The 19,396-nt window shown below is 64.9% G+C and carries 23 protein-coding genes and 1 tRNA gene; 15 read left to right on the top strand and 9 right to left on the bottom strand.

The window, feature by feature from the left end:
• Positions 1-165: 165 nt before the first annotated feature.
• The 10 genes from coxB to KY084_RS09360 all read left to right on the top strand — a co-directional run bounded on the left by coxB (position 166) and on the right by KY084_RS09360 (position 8,864).
• Positions 166-1,302: a cytochrome c oxidase subunit II gene (gene coxB / locus KY084_RS09320; RefSeq protein ID WP_219238250.1), complete on the top strand. Its 1,137-nt coding sequence runs from the start codon at positions 166-168 to the stop codon at positions 1,300-1,302.
• Between the two features lie 3 nt (positions 1,303-1,305).
• Positions 1,306-2,955 (top strand): cytochrome c oxidase subunit I, encoded by a 1,650-nt coding sequence (ctaD, locus tag KY084_RS09325; RefSeq protein WP_219238182.1) that lies wholly within the window; start codon positions 1,306-1,308, stop codon positions 2,953-2,955.
• 127 nt (positions 2,956-3,082) lie between these two features.
• On the top strand, positions 3,083-3,991 hold the full coding sequence (locus KY084_RS09330) for a heme o synthase (RefSeq protein ID WP_219238183.1): 909 nt from the start codon (positions 3,083-3,085) through the stop codon (positions 3,989-3,991).
• The gene (locus tag KY084_RS16590; protein WP_281421898.1) at positions 3,991-4,122 is read left to right on the top strand and encodes a hypothetical protein; all 132 of its coding nucleotides are present in this window, start codon (positions 3,991-3,993) and stop codon (positions 4,120-4,122) included. Before KY084_RS09330 ends, KY084_RS16590 begins: the two co-directional genes overlap by 1 nt.
• Positions 4,123-4,656 (top strand): cytochrome c oxidase assembly protein, encoded by a 534-nt coding sequence (locus KY084_RS09335; protein ID WP_219238184.1) that lies wholly within the window; start codon positions 4,123-4,125, stop codon positions 4,654-4,656.
• 33 nt (positions 4,657-4,689) lie between these two features.
• Positions 4,690-5,544 (top strand): cytochrome c oxidase subunit 3, encoded by an 855-nt coding sequence (locus KY084_RS09340; protein ID WP_219238185.1) that lies wholly within the window; start codon positions 4,690-4,692, stop codon positions 5,542-5,544.
• Positions 5,541-5,948: a DUF983 domain-containing protein gene (locus KY084_RS09345; RefSeq protein ID WP_425516730.1), complete on the top strand. Its 408-nt coding sequence runs from the start codon at positions 5,541-5,543 to the stop codon at positions 5,946-5,948. The genes KY084_RS09340 and KY084_RS09345 overlap by 4 nt, the downstream gene beginning before the upstream one ends.
• Positions 5,945-6,550, top strand: coding sequence for an SURF1 family protein (locus KY084_RS09350; RefSeq protein WP_219238186.1), 606 nt, complete (start codon positions 5,945-5,947; stop codon positions 6,548-6,550). Before KY084_RS09345 ends, KY084_RS09350 begins: the two co-directional genes overlap by 4 nt.
• 44 nt (positions 6,551-6,594) lie before the next feature.
• Positions 6,595-7,998 carry a threonine synthase gene (gene thrC / locus KY084_RS09355; protein ID WP_219238187.1) on the top strand — a complete coding sequence of 468 codons (1,404 nt, stop codon included), beginning with the start codon at positions 6,595-6,597 and terminating at the stop codon, positions 7,996-7,998.
• Positions 7,995-8,864, top strand: coding sequence for a class I SAM-dependent methyltransferase (locus KY084_RS09360; RefSeq protein WP_219238188.1), 870 nt, complete (start codon positions 7,995-7,997; stop codon positions 8,862-8,864). Before thrC ends, KY084_RS09360 begins: the two co-directional genes overlap by 4 nt.
• A 387-nt stretch (positions 8,865-9,251) precedes the next feature.
• Here KY084_RS09360 and KY084_RS09365 read toward each other — a convergent pair whose 3' ends face one another.
• From KY084_RS09365 to KY084_RS09375, 3 genes are all read right to left on the bottom strand, one after another.
• A complete protein-coding gene (locus tag KY084_RS09365; RefSeq protein WP_219238189.1) occupies positions 9,252-9,896 on the bottom strand; it encodes a heme exporter protein CcmB in 645 nt (214 codons plus the stop codon).
• 64 nt (positions 9,897-9,960) lie between these two features.
• On the bottom strand, positions 9,961-10,557 hold the full coding sequence (gene ccmA / locus KY084_RS09370; protein ID WP_219238190.1) for a heme ABC exporter ATP-binding protein CcmA: 597 nt from the start codon (positions 10,555-10,557) through the stop codon (positions 9,961-9,963).
• On the bottom strand, positions 10,554-10,970 hold the full coding sequence (locus KY084_RS09375; RefSeq protein WP_219238191.1) for a metallopeptidase family protein: 417 nt from the start codon (positions 10,968-10,970) through the stop codon (positions 10,554-10,556). Before KY084_RS09375 ends, ccmA begins: the two co-directional genes overlap by 4 nt.
• 48 nt (positions 10,971-11,018) lie before the next feature.
• Here KY084_RS09375 and KY084_RS09380 point away from each other — a divergent pair, with 48 nt between their 5' ends.
• Positions 11,019-11,309 (top strand): 4a-hydroxytetrahydrobiopterin dehydratase, encoded by a 291-nt coding sequence (locus KY084_RS09380; RefSeq protein WP_219238192.1) that lies wholly within the window; start codon positions 11,019-11,021, stop codon positions 11,307-11,309.
• Between the two features lie 9 nt (positions 11,310-11,318).
• On the top strand, positions 11,319-11,846 hold the full coding sequence (locus KY084_RS09385; RefSeq protein WP_219238193.1) for a GNAT family N-acetyltransferase: 528 nt from the start codon (positions 11,319-11,321) through the stop codon (positions 11,844-11,846).
• 228 nt (positions 11,847-12,074) lie between these two features.
• Here the strand turns inward: KY084_RS09385 and KY084_RS09390 are convergent, their stop codons facing one another.
• Both KY084_RS09390 and KY084_RS09395 read right to left on the bottom strand, forming a co-directional pair.
• Entirely contained in the window at positions 12,075-12,827 is a 753-nt protein-coding gene (locus KY084_RS09390; RefSeq protein WP_219238194.1) for an energy transducer TonB, read from the bottom strand.
• 68 nt (positions 12,828-12,895) lie between these two features.
• Positions 12,896-13,681 (bottom strand): SDR family oxidoreductase, encoded by a 786-nt coding sequence (locus KY084_RS09395; RefSeq protein ID WP_219238195.1) that lies wholly within the window; start codon positions 13,679-13,681, stop codon positions 12,896-12,898.
• A 54-nt stretch (positions 13,682-13,735) separates the two neighbouring features.
• Here KY084_RS09395 and KY084_RS09400 point away from each other — a divergent pair, with 54 nt between their 5' ends.
• The 3 genes from KY084_RS09400 to KY084_RS09410 all read left to right on the top strand — a co-directional run bounded on the left by KY084_RS09400 (position 13,736) and on the right by KY084_RS09410 (position 17,306).
• Positions 13,736-14,521, top strand: coding sequence for an ATP-binding cassette domain-containing protein (locus KY084_RS09400; RefSeq protein WP_219238196.1), 786 nt, complete (start codon positions 13,736-13,738; stop codon positions 14,519-14,521).
• The gene (locus KY084_RS09405) at positions 14,518-16,056 is read left to right on the top strand and encodes an ABC transporter permease/substrate-binding protein (protein WP_219238197.1); all 1,539 of its coding nucleotides are present in this window, start codon (positions 14,518-14,520) and stop codon (positions 16,054-16,056) included. Before KY084_RS09400 ends, KY084_RS09405 begins: the two co-directional genes overlap by 4 nt.
• A gap of 83 nt (positions 16,057-16,139) precedes the next feature.
• The gene (locus tag KY084_RS09410) at positions 16,140-17,306 is read left to right on the top strand and encodes a L,D-transpeptidase family protein (protein WP_219238198.1); all 1,167 of its coding nucleotides are present in this window, start codon (positions 16,140-16,142) and stop codon (positions 17,304-17,306) included.
• Between the two features lie 252 nt (positions 17,307-17,558).
• Here KY084_RS09410 and KY084_RS09415 read toward each other — a convergent pair.
• The 4 genes from KY084_RS09415 to KY084_RS09430 form a co-directional block, all read right to left on the bottom strand.
• Positions 17,559-17,634, bottom strand: a tRNA-Phe gene (locus KY084_RS09415).
• A 30-nt stretch (positions 17,635-17,664) separates the two neighbouring features.
• A complete protein-coding gene (locus KY084_RS09420; RefSeq protein WP_219238199.1) occupies positions 17,665-17,871 on the bottom strand; it encodes a DNA gyrase inhibitor YacG in 207 nt (68 codons plus the stop codon).
• Entirely contained in the window at positions 17,849-18,829 is a 981-nt protein-coding gene (locus KY084_RS09425) for a ribonuclease (RefSeq protein ID WP_219238200.1), read from the bottom strand. Before KY084_RS09425 ends, KY084_RS09420 begins: the two co-directional genes overlap by 23 nt.
• On the bottom strand, positions 18,822-19,391 hold the full coding sequence (locus tag KY084_RS09430) for a Maf family protein (RefSeq protein ID WP_219238201.1): 570 nt from the start codon (positions 19,389-19,391) through the stop codon (positions 18,822-18,824). Before KY084_RS09430 ends, KY084_RS09425 begins: the two co-directional genes overlap by 8 nt.
• Positions 19,392-19,396 lie beyond the last annotated feature (5 nt).

Raw genomic sequence — 19,396 nt, forward strand, 5'->3', positions numbered from 1 at the left:
TGCGATCCCTTAGGCGGCGCGCGGCACTGCCGCAACGGGGGTAAAAATAGTCCGGAGAACTTGAGAGAGGTGGCCCTGCGTCGTATAGGCAGGTTGAGGGGCGTGTCTCGTCCTGACGTCAAATGTATAAAGCATGGCGTGCCAGCAACGGGATGTAGGATGACGATGCGAATTACCGGGCTAAAGACGATAGTGTTTGCCGCGGGACTTGCGCTGGCAGGTGTCGGGGGCACCGTCCATGCGCAGGAAGCCCCGCAGCCACAGGGTGGCACCGCCAATGCGCAGATGCAGGCGCAGGCGGGCAACGATACGGTAACCGCGGCCGCCGCGCTGCCCGATCCCACGCTCAACCCCGACGGCAGCCAGAAAATAACGGCAAGCGCGGGCATCGGCCATCCAACGGACGGCGTTTTCGGGCTTCAGGAACAGGTTACCGATACCGGCATCGAAGCGCATAATTTTCATAACCATATCCTGATGCCGATCATCACCGCGATTTCGGTGTTCGTGCTGATCCTGCTGCTGATCGTGGTGGTACGCTTTCGCCGGTCGGCCAATCCGGAACCGTCGCGAACGTCGCACAACACCTTTATCGAGGTCGTGTGGACGGTGGTGCCCGTCCTGATCCTGGTGTTCATCGCGGTGCCCTCGATCCGCCTGCTCGCGCACCAGTACAAGCCCGCGCCCGACAATGCGGTCACGCTGAAGGCGATCGGCAGCCAATGGTATTGGAGCTACGAATATCCCGACAATGGCGATATCCAGTTCACGTCCAACATGCTGAAGGAAAAGGATCAGGTCGCCGCCGGGCAGCGTGCGCGCACCGATGGCGACGGACCGCGCCTGCTGGCGGTCGACAATCGCGTCGTCCTGCCGGTTGGCCGTCCGATTCGGTTGATCACCACCGCGACCGATGTGATCCACAGCTGGGCGATGCCCGCTTTCTGGATAAAGTTGGACGCCATTCCCGGCCGGCTGAACGAAAAGACGTTCACTATCAACAAGCCGGGCCTGTATTTCGGGCAATGTTCCGAACTGTGCGGCGCGCGTCACGCCTTCATGCCGATCGTGGTCGAAGCCGTGCCGGAGGCTGAATTCGCCCAATGGGTGCGCGCCAAGGGCGGCACGATGCCATCGGACGAAAATGCGCCGTCGACCGCGACCCCGGCGCAGCCCGGCGCCGACACGATTGACGATACCGCCACCCCGGCGGGGGAATCGGGCATCGTCACACCGGATGTAAATGTCATCGATGCCTCGGCCAACGCCGCCGTGACCACCCAGCCCGCGACGGGGAACTGAGCCATGACCGATACCACAGCCACGCCGCACGCTTTCGACGCAGCCCATAGCGATCATCACGCGCATGAAGCGGCGCACACGCCCGCTTTCTTCTCGCGCTGGTTCATGTCGACCAATCACAAGGATATCGGTACGCTCTACCTGATCTTCGCGATCATCGCCGGCATTGTGGGCGGCGCGATTTCGGGGGCGATGAGACTCGAACTCGCCGAACCCGGTATTCAGTGGCTGCCGATGCTATCGGGTGAGGAAGGCGATGCCGCGCTTCATTTCTGGAACGTGATGGTCACCGCGCACGGCCTGATCATGGTGTTCTTCATGGTCATGCCCGCAATGATCGGCGGGTTCGGCAACTGGTTCGTACCGATCATGATCGGCGCGCCCGACATGGCGTTCCCGCGAATGAACAATATCAGCTTCTGGCTGACCGTATCGGGCTTCTGCTCGCTGATTCTTTCACTGTTCGTCGGACCGGGTGCAGGCACGGGCTGGACGGTGTATGCCCCGCTATCTACCTATGGCGAACCGGGCATGTCGGTCGATTTCGCGATCTTCGCGCTGCACCTTGCCGGCGCCGCGTCGATCCTTGGCGCGATCAATTTCATCACCACCATCTTCAACATGCGCGCGCCGGGCATGACGCTGCACAAGATGCCGCTGTTCGTATGGTCGGTGCTGATCACCGCGTTCCTGCTGCTGCTCGCGCTGCCGGTGCTGGCGGCGGCGATCACGATGCTGCTGACCGACCGTAATTTCGGCACGACCTTCTTCGATCCGGCGGGCGGCGGCGATCCGATCCTGTACCAGCATCTGTTCTGGTTCTTCGGCCATCCCGAAGTGTACATCATGATCCTGCCCGGTTTCGGCATGGTGAGCCAGATCGTCGCGACGTTCAGCCGCAAACCGGTGTTCGGCTATCTGGGCATGGCATATGCCATGGTCGCGATCGGCGTGGTCGGCTTCGTCGTATGGGCGCATCACATGTTCACCACCGGGCTTCCGGTCGATGTGAAGATGTATTTCACCGCGGCGACGATGATCATCGCGGTGCCGACCGGCATCAAGATTTTCAGCTGGATCGCGACGATGTGGGGCGGTTCGATCAGCTTCAAGACGCCGATGGTCTGGGCGATCGGGTTCATCTTCATGTTCACGGTCGGCGGCGTGACCGGCGTGGTGCTCGCCAATGGCGGCGTCGACGATTATATGCAGGACACCTATTACGTCGTCGCGCATTTCCATTATGTGCTCAGCCTCGGCGCGGTCTTCTCGTTGTTCGCCGGCCTGTATTACTGGTTCCCCAAAATGACGGGGAAGATGTACAATGAATTCCTCGGCCAGTTGCATTTCTGGGTATTCTTCGTCGGCGTGAACCTGCTGTTCTTCCCGATGCATTTCCTGGGATTGCAGGGCATGCCGCGCCGCTATCCCGATTATCCGGACGCATTCGCCACCTGGAATTCGATCGCCAGCCATGGCTATGAAGTGATGCTGGCGGGCATGGCGATCTTCTTCGTCAACATGATCTGGTCGCTGGCGGCGGGCAAGAAAGCGGCGGCGAATCCGTGGGGCGAAGGCGCGACGACGCTGGAATGGACGTTGTCCAGCCCCCCGCCCTTCCACCAGTTCGAAACGCTGCCCAAAATCGACTGAGGCGTCGGGACGCGTCACCGCTACCGTGCTGGCGCGTCCACATGCAAAATCGCGCGGCTCTTGCGGCATATGCGGGGACCGCGCAAATAGGGTGCGAGCATAACACGCGCGCCGCTGGACCAGAATCATGACCACGATGACCACCTCTTCCGTCCCCCTGCCCGCCGAATGGCGCGACTTTCTGGCACTGACCAAGCCGAAGGTGATGCGCCTGGTCGTGTTCGCGGGGCTTGCCGGAATGCTGGTCGCGCCCGAACCGATCAATCCGGTGCTCGGCTTCACCGCGATCCTGTGCATCGCGCTGGGCGCAGGGGCGGCAGGGGCGCTGAACCAGTGGTATGAGGCCGATCTGGATGCGAAGATGAAGCGCACCGCCGCCCGACCGCTTCCCGCCGGACGGATGGACCGGCAATCGGCGCTGCATTTCGGCGTCGGCCTCGCCTTCTTCTCGGTCATCCTGATGGAGCTTGCGACGAACATGGTGGCGGCCGGCGTGCTTGCCCTGTCCATCCTGTTCTATGTCTTCATTTACACGGTCTGGCTAAAACGTCGCACGCCGCAGAATATCGTGATCGGCGGCGCGGCGGGCGCGTTCCCCCCGGTCATCGGCTGGGCGGCGGCGACCGGCAACATATCGCTGCTGCCCGTACTGCTGTTCGCGATCATCTTCCTGTGGACGCCGCCGCACTTCTGGGCATTGTCGCTGTTCGTAAAGACCGATTACGCCAATGCGGGCGTTCCCATGCTGCCGGTGGTGGCGGGGGAACGCGTTACGCGCCAGCAGATCGGCTTGTACACGCTACCCATGGCGGCGGCGGCCCTCGCGCCCTGGCCGCTGGGGTTGACCGGATGGCTGTACGGCGTGGCGGCGATCGCGCTGAACGGCATGTTCGCCCTGCTCGCCGCGCGGGTGGCGCTGCGACAAACGGCTCCTGGCGACGCAATGAAGCCTGAAAAGCGCCTGTTCGCCTTTTCGATCCTCTATCTGTTCTTGCTGCTTGGCGCGCTTGTCGTCGATCACTGGGTGCTCGGCTGATGGATCCGCAAGACGAAAAAATCGTCCGCGAACGCCAGCATGCGCGGGCAAAGGTCATGGCTTGGCTGCTCGGCGCGTTTGTCATCCTGGTTTTCGCCATCTCGATCGCGAAGATGCAATTGGCGGGATAGATGACGCGAAACCTGCGCACCGCCCTGTTCGCCACCGCCATTGTCGGCGCCATGGTGGGACTGGGCTTTGCCAGCGTTCCGCTTTACCGCGTTTTCTGTCAGGTAACCGGCCTGAACGGTACCACCGGCACAGGAAGCGAAGCCCCCGGCGCGACGGGCCGCAGCGTCACGGTCGCGTTCGACAGCAATGTCAGCCCGAAGCTCGCCTGGGCTTTTAAACCCGAACGCCGGTCGGACCGGGTCGATGTCGGCGCGCGCGACATGGCGTTTTTCACCGCCACCAATCATTCGGATCGTCCGGTAACGGGAACCGCGACGTTCAACGTCACCCCGGCGCGAGTGGGCAAGTATTTCACCAAGATCCAATGCTTCTGCTTCACGCAACAGACGCTGCAACCGGGCGAAACCGCGCGCATGCCGGTGATTTTCTATATCGATCCGAAGATGCTGGACGATCCCGACACGAATGATGTCGAACAGATCACGCTATCCTATACCTTTTACCCGGTGGATTCCGGGAACACGCCAAGCTAAACCAATAAGAATAAGCAAGGACGGGGAAACGCCATGGCCGGAACCAAGAACCACGATTACCATATCCTGCCGCCAAGCGCCTGGCCGCTGATCGGTTCGATCGCAGCGCTGATGACGACGTCGGGCGGGGTCATGTGGATGCATGGCGTGGTCGGCGGCGTCTGGGTGTTTCTGGCCGGACTTACGGGCATTTTGTTCACGATGTTTTCGTGGTGGGCCGATGTAATTCGCGAAGCGAAGGCGGGGGACCACACGCCGGTGGTGCAGCTTCACCTGCGCTACGGCATGATCCTGTTCATCGCGTCGGAAGTGATGTTCTTCGTCGGGTGGTTCTGGGCCTATTTCGATTTCGCGCTGTTTCCCGCGCCGATCGAATGGTCGGACGGCGCGGCGACAGTGTTGCAGAACGTCACCAGCGGCAGTTGGCCGCCCGAAGGGGTGGAGGTCATAAACGCCTTCGAACTGCCCCTGCTCAACACCTTCATCCTGCTTTTGTCGGGCACAACGATCACCTGGGCGCATCATGCGCTGATCCATGGCGATCGCGATTCGGTGAAAAAGGGGCTGTGGATCACCATCCTGCTCGGCCTGCTGTTTTCCAGCATTCAGGCGTTTGAATATGCCCATGCGCCCTTTGCCTTTTCCGGCATCAACTATGGCGCGTCCTTCTTCATGGCGACCGGATTTCATGGTCTGCACGTGATGATCGGCACGATATTTCTGATCGTGAACCTGATCCGCGTGTATCGTGGCGATTTCACCCCGCGTCAGCATTTCGGATTCGAAGCCGCTGCCTGGTACTGGCATTTCGTGGATGTGGTGTGGTTGTTCCTGTTCGTCTCCATCTATGTCTGGGGCGGCTGGGGCGCGCCGGTCCATGGAGGCTGAACATCGCCGGGGGAGACGGCGATACCAGTCCGCCCGCGCCGATCGAGGTTGCCGCGAAGGGGCTGTGTCCGCGCTGCGGCGCACATACGCTGTTTGACGGCGCGGTTTCCTTCGCCCCTGCCTGCCGCGCCTGCGGGCTCGACTTCGCCGCATTCAATGTCGGTGACGGCCCGGCGGCATTCCTCACGCTGATCTGGGGAACGGTGGTGGTTATCCTCGCGGTCTGGCTGGAACTGGCGGCGAACCCGCCCTGGTGGGTCCATGTCCTGCTTTGGCTGCCGCTGGTGATCACGGGCACCGTGGTTTCGCTGCGCATTGCCAAGGGGATGCTGCTCGCGCTGGAATATCGCAACGCCGCGCGCGAGGGGCGGATCGCACCACCCGACACCGATACGCTTCCTTGAAGCGCGTTCCGTTAGTGCCGACGCTGGTGGTGACGTTGTGCGTCGCCGCGATGATCGCGCTCGGCATATGGCAGTTGCATCGCAAGGCGTGGAAGGAAGCGCTGCTGCAACGCTATGCCGCGAATATCCATGAACCCGAAATCGCCTTTCCCCGCTTTCCCGACGATGCCGTGCTGTTCCGGCAGGCAAGCGGCTTTTGCCTTGAGCCGGTGGCGTTCGATCTGGAAGGGGCGGGCAAGGCCGGCTATCGCGTAATCGCGCATTGCCGCACCGGGGCGGAGGGACCGGGAATGCTCGTGCAGCTCGGCACCACGCGCGACCCGGCGTTCGATCCAGAATGGCGCGGCGGCATGGTGCGCGGCTTCATCAGCCACGCCCCGACCCACCAATCGCTGATCGGCGAAATATTCTCCCCCGCGCCGCAGCCGCTGCTGCTGGTCGCCGATACTCCGGCAGAGGGTCTGGCGCCCAATGGTGCGCCGGACCTTTCCGCCGTACCCAACAACCATCTCTCCTATGCGGTGCAATGGTTCTTGTTCGCCGCGATCGCGCTGGTCATCTATGCGCTGGCGCTGCGCCGTCGCTGGCGAAGCGGTGGCTGAGCCGCTTGCCGCCCGGCCAAGGCGCGGCTAACCGGGACGACATTATGCGCTATACAAGCACCAGGGGGAGCGCACCGACGCTCGATTTCGAGGCGGTGACGCTGGCGGGGCTGGCTTCGGACGGCGGGCTGTACGTGCCCGAGAGCTGGCCGCGGTTCAGCCCGGAAGATATCGCCGCTCTGGCGGGCCTGTCCTATGTCGAAACGGCGGTTCGCGTGATGATGCCGTTCGTCGGGGGGAGCCTGGACGAAGCTACGCTGCGCCGTTTGTGCGAACAGGCATATTGCGGCCGATTCTCGCATGCCGCGGTGACCCCGCTGATCCAGCTCGACCATCGCCACTGGCTGCTCGAACTGTTCCACGGCCCCACCCTTGCCTTCAAGGACGTCGCGCTTCAGCTGCTCGGCCTGTTCTTCGAAAAATTCATGGAAGGACGCGATGAGCACCTGACCATCATCGGCGCGACATCGGGCGACACCGGATCGGCGGCGATCGACGCGCTGGCCGGGCGCGAAGGGCTGGACATCTTCATGCTGCATCCGCGCGGGCGGGTGAGCGATGTGCAGCGGCGGCAGATGACGACCGTGCTTGCGCCCAATGTCCACAATATCGCGATCGACGGTAATTTCGACACCGCTCAGGCGCTGGTGAAGGCGATGTTCAACGATCCCGCCTTTTCGGGCCGCTATCACCTGTCGGCGGTGAATTCGATCAACTGGGCGCGGCTAATGGCGCAGGTTGTGTATTATTTCTACGCCGCGGTGCGGCTGGACGCGCCGGGAAAGCCGGTCGCCTTTTCGGTGCCCACCGGCAATTTCGGCGATGTCTTCGCCGGCTATGTCGCAGCGCGGATGGGCCTGCCGGTCGCGAAGCTGATCGTCGCGACGAACGTGAACGACATCCTGCACCGCGCGCTGACCAGCGGCGATTATTCGGCAGGAGAAGTAACCCCGACCGCCGCCCCGTCGATGGACATTCAGGTCAGTTCGAACTTCGAACGGCTGAAGTTCGACCTTGGCGGGCGCGACGGCAAGGCGATGGCGGCGCAGATGGCGCAGTTCGAAAAGACCCGCGCGATCCAGCTTACCAACAGCCAGCGCGAGGGCGCGGCCGAACTGTTCACCAGCGCGCGGATCGACCCCGACGACATGTCGCTCGCCATGCGCTGGGCCTGGCGCGAAGCGGGGCAGATGATCGATCCGCACACCGGAATCGGGCTTGCTGCCGCACGCGCGGCGAAGCTGGACCCGGCGATTCCGGTCGTGACACTGGCCACCGCGCATCCCGCCAAGTTCCGCGACGCGGTGGAGCGTGCCACCGGCGTGCGCCCGCAGCTTCCCTCGCGCGTCGGCGACCTGTTCGAGCGGCAGGAACGCTATGAGGTGGTGCACGCGACATTCGAAGACGTCACCACGCATATCGCGGACCTCGCCACGCCGTCACGATGAAACTGGTCCAGCTAATCGGCGAACCCTGGGGCGATTACGGCCTGATCGACAGCGGCGGCGGGCGCAAGCTGGAGCGCTATGGCGACTATCGCTTCATTCGTCCCGAACCGCAGGCGATGTGGCAACCCGCCCGGCAGGACTGGGACGCGCATGGCGAATTCGTGCCCGCATCGGACGAGGATGGCGGCGGACGCTGGCAATTTTCGCGCGACGTGCCGGAAACCGGGTGGCCGCTGCGCTGGGAAGAGGTGCGCTTCACCGCACAGACGACGCCATTTCGCCATTTGGGATTCTTTCCAGACATGGCGCCGGTATGGCGCTGGATGCGCGAGCAGGTGAGCGACTTGTCTGAGCCTGAAGTGATGAACCTGTTCGGCTATACCGGCGTCGGCACGCTGGCGATGGCGGCAAAGCATGCGAAAATGGTGCATGTCGACGCATCGAAAAAGTCGGTTGAGGCGGCGCGGGGCAATGCCGCGCTGTCGGGCCTTTCCGATGCGCCGATACGCTGGCTGGTCGAGGACGCGGCCAAATTCGCCGCGCGCGAAGTGCGGCGCGGGCGGCGCTATGACGGCATATTGCTCGATCCGCCCAAATATGGGCGCGGGCCGGGCAAGGAAGTGTGGCAACTGGAGCAGAGCCTGCCGGGGCTGATCGCCGACTGCCGCCGCCTGCTCGACGGCGATTCGCGCTTCCTGTTCCTCACCGTCTACGCGGTTCGCATGTCGGCGCTGGCGATCGGCGAACTGGTGCATCAGGCGTTTGCCGATCTGGGCGGCACGGTCGAGGCGGGCGAGCTTGGCGTGCGCGAAGAGGCGCGCGGCCTTTCGCTGCCCACCGCCATTTTCGCGCGCTGGTCGCGTTAGGGCGAAGCCGCACGACAATTGCGGATCGAGTTGCGCGGCACATACCGAATCGATCGACGGTGTTTTTTTTGACGTTCAAAAAGAGTGGGTGCGCGACGATAAAGCGACGTTCATGTGTAGGACAGCGCGAACCTTGTAGAATTACCGAATAGCGAACAAGGCCGGTTTCGTGGTTGAAACAGGCTACCCTCTCGGGGGGCGGAACCGGGTACTGGACGTTTTGGAAGACCAGTTTGCAGTTTCCCCTTGCTCCGCGGCTGGCTTTTTCCGTGTTGCGTATCTGCCATGCCCGGTTCCGCCTACCCCCCCTTCGGGGCGGTCGTCCGATGCTCCCTAACGGTTCGACCGCTCCGCACTTTCCCTTTTGCGAAAAAGCCGCAAGGCGCCTCAGGCGCGTGCGAGCTTCATCGCAGCCGCCGCGACAAAGGGTGCGCCCGCGACGAAAAGCAGGCTGACCGCACCGAGCAGCTTCAGCGCGCCGGGACCGCCGTCGATCGATCCCGCCCCGAAAATGAGGAGCGGCACCGCGAGCGGCAGCATCACCAGCCCGGCAAGCGCGCCCGCCCCGCGAAGCCCGGCGGTAAGCGCCGCCGTCGCAACGCCGAGCGCGGCAAGCCCCGGACTACCGATCAGCAGCCCGATTTCGATCCGCACCAGCATGTCGCCGCTGGTTCCCAGCAATGCGCCAGCAATCACGCTGGCCAGCATCAGCAGCGGCGCGAAGCCAAGCCAGTGCCCGACCATCTTCGCCGCGGCGATCGTGGCGTCCGCCATGCCGCGAACGACAAGTTGGTCGATGGTGCCGTTTTCGATATCGGGCGCGATGAGCCGTTCGACCGGGAGCAGCGCGGCAAGCAGCGCAGCGGTCCATACAACCGCGCCACCGACGCGCAAGAGCAGTGCGCCGTCGGGGCCGATACCAAAGGGGAAGAGTATCGCGACGAGCAGGAAGAAGGCGATCGGCGTCGCCATTCCCCCCTGTATCCAGGCGCGGCGCAATTCCCGGCGCACCAGCGTGACAAACCCGCTCATAATGGCGAACGGTCAGCTGCACGGCGCACCGAATCGTTCGGACGAAACCACGCGCGGTTATCCATCACCCCTCCCCCAGCGCGATTTGCTGCGCCCGGGGCAGATCGAGCGGCAGGTGAGTCGCGATGACGACCGCGCCGCCCGCCTTGCGATGCCGCGCGATCAGCGTTTCGAGCGTGGCGAGCGAAGCCGAATCCAGGCCGTTGGCGGGTTCGTCGAGCAGCCAGGTCGGCGCATCGGCGGCCACCACGCGGGCAAGGCATGCACGGCGGCGCTGGCCGGTCGAAAGCAGGCGGACGGGAACATGGGCAAGATCGGACAGGCCGAATGCAGCAAGCGCGTCGGCGACCGCCCGATGCCGGTCGCGATCCGAATCGTCGAGCGATGCCCAGAAGCCGAGTGCGCGCGCGACCGGCAATTCGGAATCAAGCGCCGAATCTTCGGTAATCAGTGCGCGCGGCGGGGTGTAGGCGACCGTCCCTTCGAACGGTTCGAGCAATCCGGCGGCGATCCGGATCAGGCTGGATTTGCCCGCACCATTCGGCCCGCGCACCAGCGCGGCACCACCGCGTTCGACCGCGAAGGAGAGATCGCTGAACACGGTACGGCGTCCGCGAACACAGGTGACGTCGCGAAAGGCGAGCGCGCCGCCGGGGGTCACCCGCCCTCCCCGGCCGAATCCTCCAGCGCGTGCATATCCGCGTCCGACAGGCCGAAATGATGCCCCACCTCATGCACCACGACATGGGTGACGAGGCGTTGCAGATCGACGCCGGTTTCGCGCCATTCGGCAAGGATCGGTTTGCGGTACAGGCGAATCTGGTCGGGATAGCTCGCCACGTCCCAGGCCGATTTTTCGCCGATCGGGCGGCCGTGATAAACGCCAGACAATTGCATGGGATGGGTAAGCCCCACCGCGGCGAGCGTTTCGGCGTCGGCCAGTTCCTCCACCCGCAGCACCACATTGGCGAGGTGATCAGCAAAGGGCGCGGGGATTTGCGCCAGCGCGGCCTGCGCCATGCGTTCGATCACGCGCGCATCGGGTACACTGTCGCAGGGTTCTTGTGCCGCCATCGGAAAATTCATAGGCCGAGCCGCGAGCATAGGGCAAGGAGCGCGGATATGGTGGAGCAACTGAACCAGGCCGAGCGCGAGGATGCGCTGGACGGCCTGCCCGACTGGGATCATGACGAGGGGCGCGATGCGATCACGCGCAATTTCACCTTTGCCGATTTTTCCGAAGCCTTCGCCTTCATGACGCGAGTCGCTCTGCTCGCCGAAAAGGCGGACCATCACCCCGAATGGTCGAACGTCTATAATCGTGTTGAGATTTTGCTGACAACGCATGACGCAGGCGGGCTTTCGGGACGCGACATCGACATGGCGCAGGCGATCGACGCGCTGGTCGAATAATATACGGACGTGACGCAATCGGACGAATGGGCGATCCGCACGGCGGGTGCGGGCGATGCCGATCGGCTGGCGCTGGTCGGCGCGGCGACGTTTCTGGACGGGTTCGCGACCGTTATCGAAGGCGATGCGATGATCGCGCATTGCCGGAACGCACATGGCGCTGACAGCTATCGCGCGCTGCTGGAACGTTCGGATAGCGAGGCATGGCTTGCCGAAGTCATGCCCGGCGGCGCGCCGGTGGGATATTGCGTGCTGACCGCGCCCGACCTTCCCGATGCGGGGACAGGCGATGTGGAAGTGAAACGCATCTATTCGCTGTCGCGCTTTCACGGCAGCGGGATCGGCATGGCGTTGATGGACCGGGCGATCCGGGCGGCGCGCGATCGCGGGGCAACGCGGCTGATGCTTGGCGTTTATGTCGGCAATGCGCGCGCCATCGCCTTTTACCGAAAGCACGGCTTCGAACCGGTGGGAACGCGGCGCTTCACGGTCGGGAACCAGATTTGCGACGACCATGTGATGGCGATGCCCTTGTAGCGGTATGCGCCGTGCCGATCAGGCCGCAATCGACCGCCACCATCGCAACTCCGCCATGGCGAGGCCCGCAGGGGCACGGCAATCCAGTTGCGCACTTCATAACGGTGGGTTGCTGGATCGCCGCGTCGCTACGCTCCTCGCGAGGACGATCTGATAACTGGTCGCGCTTACCACATTTCGGTGTAATGTGGGCGGGGCAGACGGCCACCTATGGTCTGTGCGGGCCGGTCAGCGCCGAGGCGGAAGGTTTTCGATCACCCAGCTGTGATTTTCCTCGATATAGGATTCGACCGGCTCTCCCGACGGCCTGCGCGAAGGGTCGTAGCGGAAACGCGCTTCAATCAGGCGGCAGGTGATGGCGTCGATCGCGCGATTGCCGCTGGACCTTTCGATCCGGCAATCATCGACACGGCCATCGGAACGCACGCGATAGAGCACGCCGACTGTCAATTCGCCCTGCCGCACTGAGGCGACGATATCGGGCGGCAGATCGCGGATGCTGAGCCGCCCGCCGATGCGGCGTGGCGGCGAATCGGCCCCGCCGCCGCCCGGCCCGTTGCCTGATCGGCCGCTTCCCGTCCCCTGCCCCTCACCGCCCGCGCCGGTTCCGGGGCCGGCGACATCGGCATTGCCGCTGGTCGAATCAGCGCCGGTCGCCGCCTGTATCGCAGCGGGGACGGGTGGCGGATCGGGTTTCAGGACGGGTGGCGCGGCCTGCACCTCGGTTGCGCGTGAGGTGATGTTGGGGGGAGCGGACGCGCCTTCCTCGCGCTTTGTTCGTTCGCGCGGCGGTTCGGTTTCGGGCGGCGGCGGCGGGTCGGGGAGCGCAACGCGAAAGGTTTCTAGCGCTTGCTCCACCCCGGCCCCCGGCAGCCGCACGATGAGGCCGGACAGCAGCGCGGCGCCGATCAGCGCCACCGCGCCGAACGCCCCCGCAGCCCCGGCAAGGCGCGTCCGGCGCGAGGCGGCGGCATAGCTCATCGGTGGGACCGGGCGGGCGGGTTCGTCATGCCCACATCAACCAGCGGGCGGGGCGCTTTGCTCCGGGCTTAGCCGCGCCCGCGCATCTGCTTGCGAAGCCGGCCGGGCAGCCAGCGTGCGGCGAAGTGCATCCGTTTCGCGGTCTTGCCGATGACGGTGTGGAGCGTATCGCCATGAACCGCGCGCCATGCCTGCTCCGCCCCGTCTTCGACCGGCGTGAATTCGAGGCCCGCGCGGCGCACCTTGTCGCGCACCGTCTCGTCCGATCCCTCGACCCCCTTGTCGAGCAGCGGCGTATCGATGAAGCCGGGCATGATGCTGCGCACCCGGATATTTTCGCGATGCCATTCGCCGTCCAGCGCCTCGGTAAGTCCGCGCACGCCGAATTTGGTCGCCGAATAGATCGCCGCGCCGCCGGTGCCGTATATTCCCGCGGCCGAGGATGTGTTGAGCAGGCACGATCCCGGCGTCTTCTTCAGGAACAGATAGCCGATGCGCGCGCCCAGCGCGACGCCGGTCAGATTGATCGCGATGATCCGTTCGATATCGTCAAGGCTGGTTTCGCCGAAGGCCCCGCCCAGTGCGACCCCGGCATTGTTGAACAACACGTCAAGCCGGTCGCCCGCGCGATCGGTGAAGGCGGTCAGTTCCTCCACCCAGCCATCGGGATCGCGCACGTCCATGACATGGGTCGACGCGCACCCGGCGGGAAGCAGCGCGGCGGTTTCGGCAAGGCCCTTCGCATCGACATCGGCAAGGCCCACGATCCAGCCCTCCCGCGCGAAACGCTGCGCCACCGCGCGGCCGATTCCCGATGCGCCGCCGGTGATGAAGATCGCCTTTTCGCTCGCCATACATCCTTTCCAATCGCTTTACCTTTGCCCCTCCTTCCCGCACAATTGCGGGCGATGCCAGCGCAATCGCACCCGCGTGGCCCTTCGGTCGCCTTCGACGGCGTCGGCAAACGCTATGCCGGCGACGTGCGCGCGGTCGACGGGGTGACGCTCACCATCGCCGGGGGCGAATTCGTCGCGCTGGTCGGGGCGTCGGGATCGGGCAAATCGACGCTGCTGAAAATGGTCAACCGGCTGCACAAACCGGGCGAGGGCCGCGTTTCGATCGATGGCGAACCGGTGGATTCGGTGCCGGTGCACCTGCTCCGCCGACGGATCGGTTATGTCTTTCAGAATATCGGGCTGTTCCCGCATATGCCGGTGGGGGAGAATGTCGCGCTTCCGCTGCGGCTGAGGGGCGAGCGGTATGACGAGGCGCGGGTCGCCGAACTTCTCGATCTGGTCGAACTGCCGCGTGCGCTGGCGGCGCGAATGCCCGATGCATTGTCGGGCGGGCAGCGCCAGCGCGTCGGCGTGGCGCGCGCGCTGGCGGCCGAACCGAAATTGATACTGATGGACGAACCGTTCGGCGCGCTAGACCCGCTCACCCGCGACACGCTGGGCCGCGCGGTGCGCAAGCTGCACGACCGGCTGGGCCTCACCACGATCATGGTGACTCACGACATGGCCGAAGCGCTGCTGCTCGCCGACCGCATCCTGGTGATGGCGGCGGGCGAAATCGTCGCCGACGCCAGTCCGCACGACATGCTGACCGGCAAGGGCGGCGCGGTGGCGGACACGCTGGTGGCGGTGCCGCGCGAACAGGCGCACCTGCTTTCGCGGCTGGAGCGCGGCGAATGAACCAGGCGTTCGCGCGCGTCCCGGATCTGCTCGCCCAGCACATCCTGTTATCGGCGGCGGCGCTGCTGCTGGGGCTGGCCATCGCGTTGCCGCTGACTATCTGGTCGGCGCGGCGTCCGGCGGTGGCGCGGCTGACGCTGGGGTTCGCCAGCCTGATCCAGACGATCCCCGCGCTGGCGCTGCTCGCGCTGTTCTATCCACTGCTGCTGTTGCTGTCGGGGCTGATGGGCGGCGGGATACCGGCGCTGGGGTTTCTGCCCTCGCTGCTGGCGCTGGCGCTGTATGCGCTACTGCCGATCCTGCGCAACGGGGTGACCGGCCTGACCCATATCGACCCTGCGGTGATCGAGGCGGCCGACGGCGTGGGCATGACCGCGCGGCAAAGGCTGTGGATGGTCGAAGCGCCGCTGGTCGTGCCGGTGCTGATGGCGGGGATACGCACCGCCGCAGTGTGGACGATCGGCGCGGCGACGCTGGCGACGACGGTGGGGCAGCCGTGCCTGGGCGACCTGATCTTCGCGGGGTTGCAGACGCAGAACTGGACGCTCGTCATCGCAGGATGCGTCGCATCGGCGGCACTCGCGCTGATCGTCGATGCGCTGCTGGGGCTGGCCGAGCGGGGGCTTCGCCACCGGCGCAAGGGGCAGGTCCGCGCCGCGCTGGCACTGCTCGCGCTGGGCATTGCGGTCGCGCTGTGGCCGGTGCTGCCCACCAGCGGCGCCGACAAGCGCGTTGTGGTGGGCGCGAAGGGGTTCGGCGAACAATATATCCTCGCCCGGATGATCGGCCACCGGCTGGAAAAGGCGGGATACACCGTCGCCTATCGCGAGGGGCTGGGTTCGGCGGTGGTGTTCGGCGCGCTGGCGAGCGACGATATCGACGTATATGTCGATTATTCGGGCACGATCTGGACCAATCAGATGGGACGCACCGAAACGCCGCCGCGCGAAACGATCGTAAAGGGCGTCGGCCAATGGGCGATGGCGCGCCACGGCGTCCGCCTGATCGGCGCGCTGGGGTTCGAAAACAGCTATGCCTTCGCGATGCGCGGCGCGGATGCGAAGCGGCGCGGCATCACGACGCTGGCCGATCTGGCGCCGCAATCGCGGCAGATGAATTTGGCGAGCGATCTGGAATTTCTCGAACGCCCCGAATGGGCCGCGGTGAAACGCGCCTATCCGCTCAATTTCAAAAGCGCGCAGGCCTATGCTCCCAGCTTTATGTATCACGCGATCGAAAGCGGGAAGGCCGATGTCATCAGCGCCTTTTCCTCCGACGGGCGGATTTCAAAACTGGGGCTGACCGTGCTGGGCGATCCGAGGCACGCCATTCCCGGCTATGACGCAATCCTGATGGTATCGCCGCGCCGCGCCGACGATACGCGCTTCGTGGCGGCGCTTCGCCCGCTGGTCGGGCATATTCCGGTCGATGCGATGCGTCGCGCCAATTACATGGTCGATCGCGACGATGCGCAAAAGAAAAGCGCCGATACCGCCGCGCGCTGGCTGGAAAAACAGACCGGCCTTTCGCCGTAGGCCCCGCGATGCGTCGCGGCACGTCAAGTCCGGTTACTTCCCGATAGGATACGGATGCGCCAAGCGGCGTTTATTCAGAGACCATGACGATAGCATTCCTATTCCGGGCGGCGCTGCCGCCGCTCGCCCTCATCGCCGCGCCCGCCATGGCGCAGCAGGTGCCCTCCCCCGCTCCCGCCGTCGACGAAGCCGTGCAGCCAAGCTGGACCGACAGCGATATCGCCGCACTGGCGCAGGCAGTGAAGATGGCGAAGCTGGAAGGGCTGGACCCGGCGGATTACGACGCCGACGCGTTGGAGCGCACCGCCAATGCGGCAGGTCCGGGGCGCGACGCTCTCGCCACGCGCATCGCGATGAAGCTGGCGCATGATTATTATGAAGGCGCAGGCACGCCCGATTCGAAACGCTGGCATTTCGATCGCGGCAATCCCGATTATCGCGACTGGCTGAACAAGGCGCTGGCCGATCATCGCATCGGCGAAGCGCTGGACGATCTGCTGCCGCGCCATCCCGATTACGCGAAGCTGCGTTCGGCGCTTTCCAAATGCACAGCGGCCGCCCGCTGCCGCACGCTGAAGATCAACATGAACCGGTGGCGGCGGCTGCCGCGCGATCTGGGCACCCGCTATGTCTGGGTGAACCTGCCCTCATATCGGGTCGACCTGATCGAAAATCGCGCGGTCGAGGAATCGCATCGCGCGATCATTGGAAAGACGGCGACCGAATCGCCCGCCTTCGCCTCCACCATTACCGGGGTGACGGTGAACCCATGGTGGAATGTGCCGAGCAGCATCGCGAAGGACGGGCTTGCAGCGCGGGTGCGTGCCAATCCGAAGGGCGAAGCGGCCAAGGGATATGTCGGCGTCGAAACCGCGGACGGCGGATTTCGCGTGCGGCAAAAGCCGGGCCCGCAAAATTCGCTGGGCCGGATAAAGATCGAAATGCCGAACGACTATGCGATCTATCTGCACGATACACCCGCGCGCAGCCTGTTCGACAAGGATAAGCGTGCATTTTCACACGGATGCATTCGCGTGCAGGACCCGCAAAAGTTGGCCGAGGCGCTGCTCCCCGCGATCGATCGGCCGAGCGTGGCCGAGGCGTTGAAAAGCGGCGAAACGCGCACCATCGATGCGCATCCGCCGGTACGCGTCTATATCGTCTATCTGACTGCCCAGCCCGATCCGGACGCACCCGACGGGGTTCGCGTGCTTGACGACGTCTATGGCTGGGACAAGGCCGAGGCATAGGACATATGTCAGGGGGTACGGTCAGAGTGGCTCCCTAACCAGATCGTCATCGCGAGGAGCGCAGCGACGCGGCGATCAAGCAACCATCGATTTATGTCGCGTCCATCTGGATTGTCGCACCCCTCTGGGGCTCGCCATGACAATGTTGCGTCGGGCTCAGGTCGATGCACCCTGATAGTACCGGGCGTCGGGCCGGGAGCCGCGCGGCCGTTTCCTGCCGCCCTCGGTCACGCTTCAGCGATGTGGGGAAAATGGTGCCCAAGGGCGGAATCGAACCACCGACACTGCGATTTTCAGTCGCATGCTCTACCAACTGAGCTACTTGGGCACTCCAGCGATCCGCCGGAAGGGCAGGCTCTTAATCAGGGTCGCGCCCTGTGTCCAGCCCGGTTTCGTCAAAAGCGAATGCTTCGGGATCGACCGGGCGGCCGGCCACGCGATAGCTTTCGCCCAGCCAGTTCAAAAGGTCGCGATCCCGGCATCCGCGCGAACAGAAGGGGGCGTAGCGCGAATCGACGGCAGCACCGCATAGCGGGCATTTTTCAGGGGAAGCGTGCCTGGACATGGCCCGCAGATATGGCGAGCGCGGGGTCGGCGCGCAAGGCGACCGGCGCGCCAAGCCGTTCGGACAGGCGAACCGCCCAGTCTTCGCGCGAATCGATTGCGTAGATGACATTCGGATGGGCATGCAGTGTGCGCTCCCCCGCCCCGGTGCTGCGTTCCGCACGGCGAATCAGTGCGCGGGCATGTGCGAGGACGGCATCCTGGGCATAGAGTTCGGGCAGCGACAGCCGGGCGCGGCGGCGCACGATCTGGACAAAGCCGAAGCCGTTGACCGCAGTGCGTTCGAACGGTTGCGGCAGGACAGCGTCGATCGCCGCAGCGCATGCGTGGCGCGTGGCCTTGTCGGCAAGGGTTGGCAGGTCGATACCGATCGAGCCGCCGATATCGAGCCGCCGGACCGCCATCGCGGCCGCGCGCGCACCGGCCAGCGCGAGATCGGCGGGGGCGAGATCGCCATCAATATCGATCAGCGTCATGGCCGTGGTAAGCGCGATCCGGCCTTCGCCGCCGGGAAAGCGGAAAATCCCGCTTTCCGCCTCTTCCAGCAATTCGGACCAGCCCGCGCGTTCCAGCCTGTCGGTGTCGCGCCAGTCGCATTGGCGAACCGGGCCGTCGAGCGCCTGTTCGAGCGGCGGGGCCGCGCCCGGCGGAGCATCGGTCGGCCGAGCAAGCGCGCGTTTGGGTTTGCCCGGTTCAGGAATCGGCGGGCGCGTGATTTCGATATTGAAGCGAGCGCCTTCGGTAACGTCGCGCGGCAGCGGCGTTACCAACGCTTCGCCATCTTCCCATATCGCAATCCCCTGATTACGCGCAGGGATTCGCCGCGCGAGCCGCGCCGCCGCCACCGTCCCCGCCACCAGCGCAGCATCGGGAAGGATGCGTGCTTCGAGAACCGAGTCGCCATCGACCAGCGCGGCGCGGGTCTCCCCGATGCCGCGCTCGACCAGCCATTCAGCCAAGGCGATATCCGCTCGATTCAAGCAGCGCGCGGGTTTCGAACACCGGCAGGCCGACCACGCCCGACGGGCTGCCCGACAGGAAGCGGACGAACACAGCGGCGCGCCCCTGCACGGCATAGCCGCCCGCCTTCCCCATCCCTTCGCCGCTGGCGACGTACCAGTCGATATCGGCTGACGAGAGACGTTTGAACGCGACGACCGTTTCGGAGACGCGCAGGCGCTCCTTCCCCGCGCCATCGATCACGCACACGCCCGACAGGCAGCGGTGACGGCGACCGGAGAGCAGGCCGAGCATCCGGCGCAGATCGGCCTCATCCTCCGGCTTGCCCAGAATCCGGCGGCCGAGCGCAATGGTGGTGTCACCGGCAAGCACGATTTCGTCCGCATCGCGCGGTACCGCACGCGCCTTTTCGCGCGCGACGCGTTCGACATAGGCGCGCGGGGTTTCCCCACGTGCGACGCTTTCATCGATATCGGGCGCGGCCAATCGGTCGGGCACCGCGCCGATCGAGGCGAGCAGATCGCACCGACGCGGGCTGGTCGATGCCAGGACGAGCCGCATCGGCC

The organism is Stakelama flava (assembly GCF_019351405.1).
GTDB classification, from domain to species: Bacteria; Pseudomonadota; Alphaproteobacteria; order Sphingomonadales; family Sphingomonadaceae; genus Sphingomonas; species Sphingomonas flava_A.

Excerpts from the sequence above, each read along its gene's own strand:
- KY084_RS09400 (WP_219238196.1), top strand. The coding sequence starts at position 13,736 with ATGCCAGCGCAATCGCACCCGCGTGGCCCTTCGGTCGCCTTCGACGGC.
- KY084_RS09410 (WP_219238198.1), top strand. The coding sequence starts at position 16,140 with ATGACGATAGCATTCCTATTCCGGGCGGCGCTGCCGCCGCTCGCCCTC.
- KY084_RS09390 (WP_219238194.1), bottom strand. The coding sequence starts at position 12,827 with ATGAGCTATGCCGCCGCCTCGCGCCGGACGCGCCTTGCCGGGGCTGCG.
- KY084_RS09430 (WP_219238201.1), bottom strand. The coding sequence starts at position 19,391 with ATGCGGCTCGTCCTGGCATCGACCAGCCCGCGTCGGTGCGATCTGCTC.
- KY084_RS09405 (WP_219238197.1), top strand. The coding sequence starts at position 14,518 with ATGAACCAGGCGTTCGCGCGCGTCCCGGATCTGCTCGCCCAGCACATC.
- KY084_RS09395 (WP_219238195.1), bottom strand. The coding sequence starts at position 13,681 with ATGGCGAGCGAAAAGGCGATCTTCATCACCGGCGGCGCATCGGGAATC.
- KY084_RS09365 (WP_219238189.1), bottom strand. The coding sequence starts at position 9,896 with ATGAGCGGGTTTGTCACGCTGGTGCGCCGGGAATTGCGCCGCGCCTGG.
- KY084_RS09380 (WP_219238192.1), top strand. The coding sequence starts at position 11,019 with ATGGTGGAGCAACTGAACCAGGCCGAGCGCGAGGATGCGCTGGACGGC.
- KY084_RS09375 (WP_219238191.1), bottom strand. The coding sequence starts at position 10,970 with ATGGCGGCACAAGAACCCTGCGACAGTGTACCCGATGCGCGCGTGATC.
- thrC (WP_219238187.1), top strand. The coding sequence starts at position 6,595 with ATGCGCTATACAAGCACCAGGGGGAGCGCACCGACGCTCGATTTCGAG.
- ctaD (WP_219238182.1), top strand. The coding sequence starts at position 1,306 with ATGACCGATACCACAGCCACGCCGCACGCTTTCGACGCAGCCCATAGC.
- KY084_RS09330 (WP_219238183.1), top strand. The coding sequence starts at position 3,083 with ATGACCACGATGACCACCTCTTCCGTCCCCCTGCCCGCCGAATGGCGC.
- coxB (WP_219238250.1), top strand. The coding sequence starts at position 166 with ATGCGAATTACCGGGCTAAAGACGATAGTGTTTGCCGCGGGACTTGCG.
- KY084_RS16590 (WP_281421898.1), top strand. The coding sequence starts at position 3,991 with ATGGATCCGCAAGACGAAAAAATCGTCCGCGAACGCCAGCATGCGCGG.
- KY084_RS09335 (WP_219238184.1), top strand. The coding sequence starts at position 4,123 with ATGACGCGAAACCTGCGCACCGCCCTGTTCGCCACCGCCATTGTCGGC.
- KY084_RS09340 (WP_219238185.1), top strand. The coding sequence starts at position 4,690 with ATGGCCGGAACCAAGAACCACGATTACCATATCCTGCCGCCAAGCGCC.
- KY084_RS09360 (WP_219238188.1), top strand. The coding sequence starts at position 7,995 with ATGAAACTGGTCCAGCTAATCGGCGAACCCTGGGGCGATTACGGCCTG.
- KY084_RS09420 (WP_219238199.1), bottom strand. The coding sequence starts at position 17,871 with ATGTCCAGGCACGCTTCCCCTGAAAAATGCCCGCTATGCGGTGCTGCC.